This is a genomic window from Ornithinibacillus massiliensis (assembly GCF_018310345.1).
Classification (GTDB): domain Bacteria; phylum Bacillota; class Bacilli; order Bacillales; family Amphibacillaceae; genus Ornithinibacillus; species Ornithinibacillus massiliensis.
Map to the genome: position 1 here is coordinate 182,180 of NZ_JAGXBY010000004.1, position 12,956 is coordinate 195,135.

At 35.6% G+C, this 12,956-nt stretch carries 11 protein-coding genes; 1 reads left to right on the top strand and 10 read right to left on the bottom strand.

The window, feature by feature from the left end; genetic code table 11:
* Positions 1–42: 42 nt before the first annotated feature.
* The 3 genes from KGF86_RS13045 to KGF86_RS13055 form a co-directional block, all read right to left on the bottom strand.
* Positions 43–459, bottom strand: a complete 417-nt coding sequence (locus KGF86_RS13045) for a GIY-YIG nuclease family protein (RefSeq protein WP_211742139.1) — start codon at positions 457–459, stop codon at positions 43–45.
* A 535-nt stretch (positions 460–994) separates the two neighbouring features.
* Positions 995–2,065: a G5 domain-containing protein gene (locus KGF86_RS13050; protein ID WP_211742140.1), complete on the bottom strand. Its 1,071-nt coding sequence runs from the start codon at positions 2,063–2,065 to the stop codon at positions 995–997.
* A gap of 496 nt (positions 2,066–2,561) precedes the next feature.
* Entirely contained in the window at positions 2,562–3,578 is a 1,017-nt protein-coding gene (locus KGF86_RS13055) for a zinc-binding alcohol dehydrogenase family protein (RefSeq protein ID WP_211742141.1), read from the bottom strand.
* Positions 3,579–3,774: 196 nt separating this feature from the next.
* On the opposite strand from KGF86_RS13055, the gene KGF86_RS13060 reads away from it, so the two are divergent.
* Positions 3,775–4,140: a winged helix-turn-helix transcriptional regulator gene (locus KGF86_RS13060; RefSeq protein WP_186868996.1), complete on the top strand. Its 366-nt coding sequence runs from the start codon at positions 3,775–3,777 to the stop codon at positions 4,138–4,140.
* Positions 4,141–4,222: 82 nt separating this feature from the next.
* On the opposite strand, the gene KGF86_RS13065 is transcribed toward KGF86_RS13060, so the two are convergent.
* The 7 genes from KGF86_RS13065 to gatC form a co-directional block, all read right to left on the bottom strand.
* Positions 4,223–4,426, bottom strand: coding sequence for a hypothetical protein (locus KGF86_RS13065; protein WP_186868997.1), 204 nt, complete (start codon positions 4,424–4,426; stop codon positions 4,223–4,225).
* 396 nt (positions 4,427–4,822) lie between these two features.
* A complete protein-coding gene (gene rlmD, locus KGF86_RS13070; protein ID WP_186868998.1) occupies positions 4,823–6,205 on the bottom strand; it encodes a 23S rRNA (uracil(1939)-C(5))-methyltransferase RlmD in 1,383 nt (460 codons plus the stop codon).
* Positions 6,206–6,283: 78 nt separating this feature from the next.
* A complete protein-coding gene (locus KGF86_RS13075) occupies positions 6,284–7,198 on the bottom strand; it encodes a diacylglycerol kinase (RefSeq protein WP_186868999.1) in 915 nt (304 codons plus the stop codon).
* A 243-nt stretch (positions 7,199–7,441) separates the two neighbouring features.
* The gene (locus KGF86_RS13080) at positions 7,442–9,466 is read right to left on the bottom strand and encodes a methyl-accepting chemotaxis protein (RefSeq protein ID WP_186869000.1); all 2,025 of its coding nucleotides are present in this window, start codon (positions 9,464–9,466) and stop codon (positions 7,442–7,444) included.
* A gap of 197 nt (positions 9,467–9,663) precedes the next feature.
* Positions 9,664–11,094: an Asp-tRNA(Asn)/Glu-tRNA(Gln) amidotransferase subunit GatB gene (gatB, locus tag KGF86_RS13085; RefSeq protein WP_186869001.1), complete on the bottom strand. Its 1,431-nt coding sequence runs from the start codon at positions 11,092–11,094 to the stop codon at positions 9,664–9,666.
* A complete protein-coding gene (gatA, locus tag KGF86_RS13090) occupies positions 11,094–12,560 on the bottom strand; it encodes an Asp-tRNA(Asn)/Glu-tRNA(Gln) amidotransferase subunit GatA (RefSeq protein ID WP_211742142.1) in 1,467 nt (488 codons plus the stop codon). Before gatA ends, gatB begins: the two co-directional genes overlap by 1 nt.
* A gap of 12 nt (positions 12,561–12,572) precedes the next feature.
* Complete coding sequence (gene gatC, locus KGF86_RS13095; RefSeq protein ID WP_186869003.1) at positions 12,573–12,863, bottom strand: Asp-tRNA(Asn)/Glu-tRNA(Gln) amidotransferase subunit GatC; 291 nt, start codon at positions 12,861–12,863, stop codon at positions 12,573–12,575.
* Between the last annotated feature and the right edge of the window lie 93 nt (positions 12,864–12,956).

The window sequence follows — 12,956 nt, forward strand, 5'->3', positions numbered from 1 at the left end:
ATTTTCTTATCTAGTTCTAGACTACATCGTATCCATTATAATTTATAGATTAGTAAAACAACTTGAATTCAAGAATTTTGTGAGTGCTGAAACTTTATCTTCTACACTTTTTTGATAATCACTAATTCCACTTTGAGTCAAAGGTGCTTTCTCTTTGATTAATTCCTTTTCTCTTTTCTTTCTTAAATCTCTTTCATTAACCTTTTCAAGTAATCTAAATCTTAATTTTACACTTGAGTCTCTGATTGTATCTTCGTTAAATCCAAAATATTTCGGATCCTTATTTAATTCATATAAATGAGATGCACATCGTACTAAAACAAAAACTGATTCACCTATATAAAGAATCTTAGATTTATCATTTTTACATACACTAATTTCATAAATACCTGCACCGATTGCTGGAATTAAATCTCTTTGAAAAAATTCAATGGTAATATTCATATTTGTTTCTTTCAATTGTATCCCCCTATTTAACACCGATTTTTTGTAATGTAACGAAGTATATAAAAATACTTTTGATTTCATACCGTGAACAACTCTTACTTAAGCACAACCACCCCAAAAAAAGAACTATTTTACTTCAATTATATCTTTTTTTATAAATACTAACTATTCCATTTATAACCCTGTAAATAGCTACTAAACAGAAAAGGAGCAAGAGATTCATCCATAGATAAATCTCCTATTCCTAATTTTTGTTCATCAAACACTTCATTATTTAACTAATTTGAACACTTTCAAATTTACGATTCTCATCTGTTATAATTTGATGAATTAACTCATGAAGCAACTACCTTTTTAGTGCATTTTGACAAGTTTTTTGAATATTATATCACTAATTTATCTTTTCATAGACTATTTTTGAAAGTCTCTACCATTTCACTTCTTATTAGTGAAGTGAACGTGACACCTGCTTTTTTCTAGAAAATATTCATGTTCGATAATGGTTTAATTGCAAAAAAGAGAACTCTTATTTTGAGTTCTCTTTAACTTAAAAAGATTTACTATACGAATTACTGTTGATAATTTGATTATACAGGCTGTTGGCTTGTGATGTTCCACTACTATAAACAGCATTTGCGGCAGCCCGAACAGCCTTCTCTATTTTAGCGGCTTGTCCTTTCATCCATTCATACTCTTTAGTTCCTTCTTCCTTTCCAAAAATCTCAATCATTTCTTCTTTAGATACACCTTTCCACGGAATATAAGATGCTCCATTAAAAGTAATACTACTTACACCATTACTACCTACTTTCACCATCACATCTGTCACATCACTTAGCCTCAAAGTATAAGTGTCTCCGCTTTTTGTCATACCGCTTCCACCTAAAATACTATGAGCTTCAGATACAGATAGTTTCGTTGGTTGAGGCTCTTTTGTTCCTACTTTGATAATTTTATCAACTGGATTTTTGGTTACTTTAGAAGAAACTTGTTCTTTGGAAGTCAACTTTCCGTTCGTGTATGTTTCTTTATATGTGATAGTTCTGACTCCGTCTTGACCGTTTTGTGCAACAACTTCTTTTCTCTTTTCAAGTGAGCTATCGTTTTGTCTTATGGTTTTAAAAGCAATCGATTCGGTCGTAGTTGTTGTTTTCGTTGTTATGCTATCCTTAGTACTGTTGTTGTTTGAGCCACTGTTAGAAGAAGTGTTGCTTCCCGTTTTCGTCTCCTGTTTAATTTCAGTTTTAGTATTTTTTTCTACTTTAACTATACCTTTTGGATTATTACCTGTAGATTTCGTAGCGGTTGTTTTCGTGCCATCTTCTATTTCCGTTACAGTTTTCTTTGTTTCTTCCTCTTTTTTATCAGTCCTAGAGCTAGACTCTTCTGTCTTGGATTCTTCCTCTTCTTTAGTGTTTTCTACATCTTTATCCTTTCCATCTAACTTTTCTTTCTCACTATCTTCATTTTTTGATGTTTCTTTAGTTACTGTTTTATTAGCAGTCTTAGAAGCTGTATTGGTATCATTCTCTCCTAAGCTGCTCCATGTAAGTAAACCTATTAACAAAATAACACTAATGGATGAAATAATTCCTATAAACCATTTTTTCCTATTCATGATGTCACAACTTCTTTCTGTATATGTTAACTATTATATCGGTCATTTTACCTGTTTATTTTAGTAGGATTAATGGAGGTTATATCCCTTTAAAATCATGATGCTGTTGAGAAATTACCTCTCCAAAGTTACTCATAAAGTCTATTTGTAAAACTCCTATTTACATCAGTGAAATAACTTATATATACTAAAGGGACGGTTCCGCATCCGACTTAATTCTCTTGTTAGTTCTTTATTCCATTCTCACAACTCTCTACTAGAGGGCGATTCAGAAACTGGGTCTATCCCACTGAACCCTTATTGTGTAAGGAATTGGGGAATTAGACAAAGAAAAAACTGGACCCGATATAGGACCCAGCCCGAAATGTATTGTTTTAGAATTTAGAAATCCGAATGAGTAAATTAGTTTACCTATTCTATTTGCTTCTCACTACCTTCCCGCTCTGAATACCAAATTTTCATTTTAGGGAATAGGTAAGTTGTGCACTGAGGCATCTTAATCCTCGACTACTACTTTACCAATCATACTTCCGGTTTCCACTATTTTATGTGCTTTTCGTATCGTTTCAGCATTAATTGGTCTAAGTAATTCTGTTAGGGTTGTTTGTACTTTCCCTTCATCTATTAGTTTACTAAGTTTTGATAATAGTTCATGTTGTTTTATCATATCTGTTGTTTTATACATGGATCTTGTAAACATAAATTCCCAAGAAAACGTTACACTTTTATTTTTTAAAGCTGTAAGGTCGATAGGATTATCCATTTCTACAATAGAACAAATTCTTCCCTGAGGTAAAATAATATCAGCCATGTTTTGCCAATGCTGTTCTGTTTCATTTAAACATAAAATGTACTCAACACCCTTTATATTGTATTCTTCTAGTTGAGTTCGAAAGTTTTCGTGATGATTAATGGTATAATCTGCACCTAATTTATTCACCCTTTGCTTACTCTCCTCTCTGGATGCTGTGGCAATAACCTGTAAACCTGCCAATTTAGCTAATTGAATAGCTATTGATCCAACTCCCCCAGCTCCACCGACAATTAGAACACGCTTAGATTGATTTTCCTGGTGGCTATTTATATCAATCATTAATCGGTCAAATAAACTTTCCCATGCAGTTATAGATGTCAATGGTAAAGCAGCTGATTGAGCAAAATTTAATGACTTTGGTTTTAATCCAACAATTCTTTCATCAACTAAATGATATTCACTATATGTCCCTGGCCGTGTTAGGTCACCAGAATAATAGACTTCATCTCCAGGTTTAAATATTGTACAATCTGATCCAATTTCTTCTACCACTCCGCTTGCATCCCAACCTAGAATCCTCGGTTCTTTTTCTTCCTTATTTTTTGAAGCACGAACCTTTACATCTACCGGATTAATCGAAATAGCTTTAATTTTAACAAGTATATCTCTTTTTGTTGGTGTCGGCTTTTCTACTTGGACATCTATCAAACTTTCCTCCTTTTCAATAGGTAAATATTTATATAATCCAACTGCCTTCATTTAAAAGCCCTCCTTTTTTATTCATGTTTATTATAAGAAATTAGAATTAATATAGTAAGTACGCACATTCTTGTAATCTGGTATCAACTATGTTACTACTAAGGAAAAATGAAAGGAGTATATACTGGCATTCTTGTAATCTGATATCAATTATGTTACTAATGAAGAAATAGAAATGGGAAAGGTATGAGTACAGATGAGAAACCGAAAGAAAGGTTATGGATGCCCTGAAGGATGCCCGGTTGAAGGAACTCTTGATGTGATTGGAGGTAAATGGAAAGGAGTCATTTTGTTTTACTTATTGGATGGAGAGAAGAGATTTAATGAGTTCAGTAGATTAATGCCTGGTATTACAAAACGAATGTTATCTCTCCAATTAAGAGAACTTGAGGATGATGGAATTGTTCATCGAGAAGTTTATCCTGAAATGCCTCCTAAAGTTGAATACTCATTAACTGAGTTTGGAAGAACGCTAGAACCCATTATTTCTCTAATGAATGAATGGGGAGAAAATTACAAAGAATTCTTACAAGAAAGCAAACGAAAAACAAAAGCGAACTAAATTAAGATTAAAGAAAAGATAAAAAGGAGATAAAGTTGCTATTCAATCCGATTTCTAGTATTGGTAATAAAATACGTAGCCATTATTCAGGAGTTATATTATCTTTTTCTTCTAATTGACGAATCCTGTTCTCTAATTCCTTAATTTTTTTATTAGAGTCTAATCCTACATTTACTAACCTTTTTACTAATTTATATATTAAAATATAAATTAGAAACACTATTAAAAGCAGAGCCAGCACACTAATAATTATATTTGTAACGTGAAAATTTGATATCTCTACCATACGTTTTTCAACTCCTAATTAATATAAAATTGTATATGTTAATTTGGTGAAAAGTACTATATGCAATTAACTTCCTACTATTTAGTATACATGAATTATAAATGTTGGTATAAAAAAGTTATATTAATAGAACAAATCTAATGCTCATTATTATAGCTTTTTACCTTGTTCAGCTTATTTAATAAAGTGACCCAAAAACGTGAATTTTTTATGCAAAAAAATGAGAAAATGGGATTTTCTAAGCATTACTTTATTTAAAACGGCAACGGTGAAATGCAGGTTCGAGGGGAATTTACAAGGGTTTTGGTATAAAAAGACCCGGAAATCGGAAATGTTTATTTTCACAAAAACCGGATCTGAATCGGAAATATTTATTTTAACTGAGAGATGTTTATTTTAATTAGACAACCTCTTCTCCAACCAAACCACACTCTCAATATGCATACTCTGTGGAAACATATCTACAGGCTGAACTTCCTTTGTTTCGTAACCACCATCTTCCAAAACACGTAAATCCCGTGCTAAGGTCGAAGGATTACAGGACACATAAACAATCCGCTTCGGTCCCATTTCAATCATGGCATTTAACAATCCTTCATCACAGCCTTTGCGAGGTGGGTCGACAACAATTACATCTGGTTTTAATCCTTCTTCCTTCCATCTTGGCATCACTTCTTCGGCAGTACCAACTTCAAATTCGGTATTGGTCATGCCATTTAATTTCGCATTCACTCGTGCGTCTTCTATCGCTTCTGGTACAACTTCTACCCCATATACTTTCTTTGCTTTTTGCGCTAAGAATAGAGAAATTGTTCCAATACCACAATAGGCATCAATTACAGTATCTTCTTCACCTATTGCAGCGTATTCTAACGCCTTTTCATAAAGTCTTTTCGTCTGAGTAGGGTTGACCTGATAAAACGACTTAGCCGAAATCGCAAAACGAATCGAACCGATAGAATCATAAATATACTCTTGTCCCCAAAGAACCTTCGTTTTCTCGCCAAGAATCACATTGGTACGTGCTGGATTAATATTATGAATGATCGACTTAACATTAGGATATGTTTCTGTTAGTTCACGAATGAATTCCTTTGCATGAGGAAGCTCCTTCGTTCGCGTAATGATAACAACCATCGTTTCCTTTGTTTCTTGACCAGTTCGAACCATAATATGTCTTAGTACACCTGTATGACTTTTTTCATCATATGCCTCAATACCGACTCTGCCTGCAATCCTTCTGACTGCTTCAACCATTCGATCATTCAAGTCCTCTTGTACAATACAGGTATCCATATCTTCAATAATCTGGTGGCTGCGCATCTGATAGAATCCTGTTATTAATTCGCCGTCTTTTTCCCCAACTGGAATTGCTACTTTATTTCGATAGCGCCAAGGATCTTCCATTCCAATGGTTGGATGAACAGGTACATGTTCGAGATGGGCTATTTTACGCATCACGTTTTTAACTTGTTGTTGTTTCATCGATAGCTGAAGGTTATAACTCATGTGTTGAATTTGACATCCACCACATTTATAAAACACATCACATGGTGGCTCTACACGCTCAGGGCTTGGATTCTTCACTTCTAAAAGCTTACCAAAACCAAAGTTCTTATTAACCTTTACTACTTTTACAATTGCCTCTTCTCCAGGCAAGCCATAAGGTACAAATAATGGATACCCTTCGATTTTTCCAACGCCATTTCCTTCATGGGTTAAATCCTCAAAACGAATCGTTACCGTTTCATTCTTTTTTACAGGAGCTTGTTTTGCCATATATGTATCTTCCTTTACGTTCTATTGTTGAATTCTATCTTATCAGCTTGACACGGAATAAACAAAGGAGACTACCTATTATTCAGTAGTCTCCCTATTTAAATAGGATTCTGGTACAAAGAACTCAATATGTTGCTGGAGATTGTAGAATTCACCTGGCAGTAAGCCACCATATTCCCCATCAATATTGAGCTGCATTTTATCCTCCGGAACAACCTTTATATGCTTAGCCTTCGTATAAATCACGTGACTATCCTCTAAATGGGCTCCCCTTAGTGCTAAACTAGCGATCCGTACAAATTCTGCAAGATTAGTCTTCCGCAAAATTAACAAGTCAAAATAGCCATCATTTAGACAAGCGTCCGGTGCCAGTTTTTCAAATCCACCTACCGAGTTTGTATTCGAAATTAAGAATAGCATAATATCCTCTTCAATCTTATTTCCATCATACTCTATCTTAACAGGAGCAGGCTTTAAAAATGGAAGCATCTCAATTCCTTTTACATAATAGGCTAGTTGACCTAACATTGTTTTTAGTTTACTTGGTACATCATAAGTTAGTTCTGTCAGTTTTCCGCCACCAGCTATATTTATAAAGTATTGACTATTTACTTTTCCAATATCTAGAAGCATTGTTTTATCCTCGATAATCACATCCACTGCCTTTTGAATACTATCACGAGGAATGGTTAACGCTCTGGCAAAATCATTCGTCGTACCTACCGGGATAACGCCCAATTTTGGTCGATATTCCTGCTCAGCTAGTCCATTTATAACCTCATTTATTGTACCGTCTCCACCAGCAGCTATGACAATATCATACTTTCGCTCAACCGCTAGTCTAGCTGCATTTGTTGCATCACCTTCACCGGTTGTAGCATGTGCTGATGCTTCATACCCCGCTAATTCCAATTTTTCTAGAACGGCAGGCAATTCTTTCTTAAAAGCCTCTCTTCCAGAAGTTGGATTATAGATTATACGGGCCCTCTTCATCATACATGTCCCCTCTCCAATGCTACTTTACATTATGCATTAAATATCTATATTAGTATCTCTTTTCGTATTTGGATAATTTTACATGCATTACTATCATAGCCATAATTTATAGTTTTGAAAAGCTTTACGTAAAAATTAGTCTTACAAATAGTTAAATTCTTGCTTTTTAAATAGAAAAATAGACTGCCGAAAATACCCGACAGCCTATCATTATAGATAGTTATATGTCTAACAAACCTCTTAATTTTCTTTATTTGCTAGTTTAAAGTTTTCTACTACTTGTTGAAGCTCCTCTGCGACATTTGTTAACGAAGCTGCAGAGCCTGCGATTTCTTCCATGGATGCTAATTGCTGTTGGGTCGCTGCAGAAACATTTTGTGCTTCATCGGAAATCGCGTCCCCAATTGATGCAACTTCTTGGAATGTATTGTTAAAATGCTCTGTAGCTGAAGATATTTCCTGAATTTCTGAGCTAACACGCATAATTTGATTGGTGATAGTATCTACATAACCAGTAATATTCTTAAATGATGCTCCAGCATTATTGGCAATATCGATTCCTTTATCTACTTCTGTTGTTGCTGTTTCCATAGATTTAACTGTATTAATCGTTTCTGTTTGGATTGTTACGATTACATCTTTAATTTGGTCAGCTGAGTTAGAAGATTGTTCTGCCAGCTTACGAACCTCATCTGCTACAACAGCGAAACCTTTACCATGCTCTCCCGCTCTAGCTGCCTCTATTGCCGCATTTAATGCTAGTAAATTCGTTTGTTCAGAGATATCGGTAATAACGTCAACAATATTACTAATTTGTTCAGATAGTTTTCCAAGGCCTTCAATATTACTAGAAAGCTCATGCGTATTTTGCTTAATGAACTCCATCTGTGTAATAGTTGTACCTAATGCATTATTTCCTTCTGTTACCGCAGACATAGCATCTGTAGCTGTGTTAGAAACATCATTAGAGCTTGATGCGATCTGATAAATAGACTCAGCCATTTCATTTGCTAGTTTAGAGCTTTGTGAAATACTACTATTTTGATTTTCCATACCTTGAGCAACCTCTTGAACCGATGTGGAGATTTGCTCTGTGGCTGATGTGTTTTGTTCAGTGCTTGCATTTAGTTGTTCTGCAGCAGCAGCTAAGCTAATCGATTTATCTCTTACTTGCAGAATAACTTCATTTAAGTTTTCACGCATCTTATTAAACGCTTGCGCCAATGTTCCTAATTCGTCGTTACGTTTTAAATCAATTGTTACACTTAAGTCGCCCTGACTCATTGTATTACTTGCATCGACCAATTGCGTGATTGGTTTAGAAATAGAACGAATAATGAAGACGATGATAATCGCACCTAATAATAACGATACCCCAATGACAATCAAGGTCGTATTTAAGATTGGTTTTGCTCCTTGTACGATTTCACTATTAAACATTGTCCCCACAATTTTCCAACCAGTTAGTTCACTAGTATCAAAGGCTAATTGTTTTTCATCTCCATCTAGATCATAGCTGAACTGCCCGTTGTTAGCTTCAAATAATCGATCGAATAGTGGTTCAGTTGCTTCTGATCCAGCTTCATTGCTAGGGTGTGTAATATATTTTTTCGTTCCGTCTAATAGGAACATATACCCTTCCTCACCAATGGTAACCGAGTTAATAATATCAGTTAGAGCTCCTAGCTCTAGATTTACCCCAACTACTCCATTATTATCCGCTGTCACTTTGGCAATTGTCACAACAATCTCACCAGAGGATGATGATACATATGGGTCTGTTACAACAACATTTCCTCTATCAGCAATAGCCTGCTCGTACCATGGACGTTTTCTCGGATCATAATCTGGGGGATTTTGAAACGATGAAGGCGAATTCATAAATTCCCCTGTTTGTGTCCCAACATAAATTTGTTCGTATACAGCACTCTTAGAATTCTGTATTTCGTCTAATATGTCCCTAGTTCTTTCATCATGATCATTTTTGATATCTGTCGTGATGATGGTATTAGCTAAATAATTCACCACATCCATCTGATCTTGAACAAATCGATCGACTGTTTGCTTCATGATACTAACATTTTTTTGTGCAGATTCAATCATATTTTTTTCTACACTACCACTTGAGCTTTGAAAAGAAATCGCTCCTATAGCTATACTTGGAATTAATAGGATGACTAAGAATGAAATAATAAGCCTATTTCGTAAACTTAATGAACGGCCGCTTTTAACCACTTTTGCCTTGTTTTGCTTTTTCCCTTTCAATGTGTACCCTCCTATAATGATGTATATGTTTTCATAGTGACTATATCGGACTATAGAACCATTTATTAATCCTTTTTGCGATAGTAAAACTAATGCGAAAAGTGGAATAATTACATTAGTTTACTTAAATAGTCGTCTTCACAGCAAAAAAGCCTGCAGAATATGCATTCTACAGACTTAGGAATATATTACCAAATTTATCGTTTATTCATTTCTTCAATTAAAATCTTATTAACCATTGGTGGATTTGCTTGTCCTTTGGTCGCTTTCATTACCTGTCCTACTAGGAATCCAAGTGCACGGTCTTTACCATTTTTGTAATCAATAATGGATTGTTCGTTTTCATTTAAAATACCTGTTATTACTTCACGTAATTGGCCTTCATCTGAAATTTGAACAAGACCTTTCGCTTTAACAATTTCCTCTGGATCTCCACCCTTTTCTACTAGTTCAGCAAAGACTTTCTTCGCAATCTTAGAGGAAATCGTGCCGTTTTCAATTAAATTAATCATTTTCCCTAGAGATTCTGGGGTTAAAGCTAAATCGTGTAACTCTTTATAGTGCTTGTTCATGTATCCAGAAACTTCACCCATTAACCAGTTAGATGCTTGCTTGATATCGGCACCATTTTGAATCGTTTCTTCAAAGAAATCTGCCATTTCTTTTGATCCTGTTAATACTGCTGCATCATATTCTGGTAATCCTAGGTCTGTGATGTAGCGTTGTTTACGCGCATCAGGGAGCTCAGGAATTTCATTCTTGATACGTTCCTTCCATGCCTCATCAATATAAAGCGGTACTAGGTCTGGTTCTGGGAAGTAACGATAATCATCGGAACCTTCCTTTACACGCATTAAAATGGTTTCTTTCGTTTTCTCATCAAATCGACGTGTTTCTTGAAGGATTTCTCCACCAGATAATAATACTTTTTCTTGTCGTTTTTCTTCAAACTCCAATCCCTTTTGTACGAAAGCAAAAGAGTTCAAGTTTTTTAATTCTGTTTTCGTTCCGAACTTATCTTGACCATATGGTCGAAGAGAAATGTTCGCATCACAACGAAGGGAGCCTTCTTGCATCTTCACATCGGAAACTCCGGTGTACTGAATGATTGTTTTAAGCTTTTCTAGATAAGCATATGCTTCTTCTGGTGTGCGCATATCTGGCTCTGATACAATCTCAATCAGTGGCGTACCTTGTCGGTTAAAGTCAACATAGGAATAACCATCTTCACCATGGGTTAGCTTACCAGCATCCTCTTCTAAGTGGACACGTGTAATCCCAATTTTCTTTTTCTTGCCGCCTACTTCGATTTCTATCCAACCATGCTCACCAATCGGTTGATCAAATTGAGAAATTTGATATGCCTTTGGGTTATCTGGATAGAAGTAGTTTTTACGGTCAAATTTTGTATGTGTTGCAATTTCACAATTAAGCGCCATTGCAGCCTTCATGGCAAAGTTTACCGCTTCTTCATTTAACACTGGAAGAACACCCGGATAGCCAAGGTCAATTGGGTTCACATTAGTATTCGGTTCTGCTCCAAATGCGTTTGGGCTAGGACTAAAGATTTTTGATTTTGTTTTAAGCTCTACGTGTACTTCTAGACCAATAATCGTTTCAAAATTCATTAGTTTGCACCTCCTATTTGAGGTCGTTTTGTATGATGATCTGTTGCTTGTTCAAATGCATGCGCAGCGCGGAATACAGTACGTTCGTCAAAATGCTTACCGATAATTTGCAACCCAATCGGAAGACCTTCAGGAGATAAGCCACATGGGATTGAAATTCCTGGTACGCCAGCTAAATTTACTGGAATCGTTAAAATATCATTCGCATACATCGTTAATGGATCATTAATTTTCTCGCCCACCTTAAATGCTGGTGTTGGCGTTGTAGGTCCAATTACAACATCATATTCTTTGAAAATTTTCTCAAAGTCATTTTTAATTAATGTACGAACCTTTTGTGCTTTTTTATAATATGCGTCATAGTAACCTGAGCTTAGTGCAAAGGTACCTAACATGATACGACGTTTAACCTCTTCACCAAATCCTTCACTACGAGACTTCTTAAACATATCAATCATGTTTTCCGCGTTTTCAGAACGAACGCCATAACGAACTCCGTCAAAGCGGGAAAGGTTAGCAGATGCCTCAGATGAAGATAATAAATAATACGTTGCTACTGCATACTTAGAATGTGGTAATGAAACCTCATCCCATGTTGCACCTAATGATTCATACACCTTTAATGCAGCTAAGACTGCTTCTTTTACTTCTGGGTTTACCCCTTCAGCTAAATATTCTTTTGGAACAGCAATCTTTAAGCCTTTTACATCACCAGTTAATGCTTCTGTATAAGATGGAACTTCTACATTTGCACTAGTAGAATCCATAGGGTCATGACCTGCGATAACTTCTAATACACGTGCATTATCTTCTACTGTTCGAGTTAGTGGGCCAATTTGGTCTAGGGAAGATGCAAATGCCACTAGTCCAAAACGAGATACTAGTCCATATGTAGGCTTTAATCCAACTACTCCACAGAACGCTGCCGGCTGACGAATCGAGCCACCAGTATCCGAACCTAAGGAGAATAGAACCTCTCCTGCTGCTACTGCCGCTGCAGATCCACCACTTGATCCACCAGGTACATAATCTGTATTCCATGGATTACGGGTAGGGGTAAAGCCTGAGTTTTCATTGGATGAACCCATTGCAAATTCATCCATATTCAGCTTACCAATCGTTACAGATTTCTCTTGATTCAATTTTTCTACTACCGTTGCATCATATAGCGGATCCTCAAAATTACGTAAAAACTGACTTGCACAAGTCGTGCGTAGTCCCTTTGTAACGATATTATCCTTAATACCTGCTGGAATACCGAATAATTTAGCAGTAGCATCCGTTTTAGAATCTAATTCTTTCGCTTTTGCTCTGGCATTTTCTTCATCTAACGTTAGAAAAGCATGAACCTTATCTTCTACTTCATGAATACGTTTATAAGAAGTATCAACAAGGTCACTAACTGTTATTTCTTTATTATGTAATTTTGCCTCGATTTCTTTAATACTATGGTCAAATAGTGACATGTTTTTCCCTCCTTATTCTAAAATTGATGGTACACGGAACTGCCCATCCTGTTGATCTGGTGCATTCTTCAATGCATCTTCTCTTGTAATCCACTGTCTAGGCTCGTCCTTACGCATCACGTTTTTCAAGTCCAGTACGTGTGTGGTCGGCTCAATTCCATCTGTATCTATTTCATTTAATTGTTCAGCAAACTTTATAATAGAACTTAATTGTTCCGTAAACATTTCTGCCTCTTGCTCTGAAATTTCAAGACGTGCTAAATTTGCTACGTGCTTTACTTGCTCTTTATTGATTTCTGCCATTTTCCGCACCTCCATATATATTTTTTTAAAAGTAAAGATAATCTAATCCAGGATGTTGTAGTTCGGTCACCAAGACTAGCAGATTTCTGCATC

What these genes read in the sequence shown, in the direction of transcription:
- gatB (WP_186869001.1), bottom strand. Translation starts at nt 11,094, where the DNA reads ATGAATTTTGAAACGATTATTGGTCTAGAAGTACACGTAGAGCTTAAA.
- rlmD (WP_186868998.1), bottom strand. Translation starts at nt 6,205, where the DNA reads ATGGCAAAACAAGCTCCTGTAAAAAAGAATGAAACGGTAACGATTCGT.
- KGF86_RS13065 (WP_186868997.1), bottom strand. Translation starts at nt 4,426, where the DNA reads ATGGTAGAGATATCAAATTTTCACGTTACAAATATAATTATTAGTGTG.
- KGF86_RS13055 (WP_211742141.1), bottom strand. Translation starts at nt 3,578, where the DNA reads ATGAAGGCAGTTGGATTATATAAATATTTACCTATTGAAAAGGAGGAA.
- gatC (WP_186869003.1), bottom strand. Translation starts at nt 12,863, where the DNA reads ATGGCAGAAATCAATAAAGAGCAAGTAAAGCACGTAGCAAATTTAGCA.
- KGF86_RS13075 (WP_186868999.1), bottom strand. Translation starts at nt 7,198, where the DNA reads ATGAAGAGGGCCCGTATAATCTATAATCCAACTTCTGGAAGAGAGGCT.
- gatA (WP_211742142.1), bottom strand. Translation starts at nt 12,560, where the DNA reads ATGTCACTATTTGACCATAGTATTAAAGAAATCGAGGCAAAATTACAT.
- KGF86_RS13060 (WP_186868996.1), top strand. Translation starts at nt 3,775, where the DNA reads ATGAGAAACCGAAAGAAAGGTTATGGATGCCCTGAAGGATGCCCGGTT.
- KGF86_RS13050 (WP_211742140.1), bottom strand. Translation starts at nt 2,065, where the DNA reads ATGAATAGGAAAAAATGGTTTATAGGAATTATTTCATCCATTAGTGTT.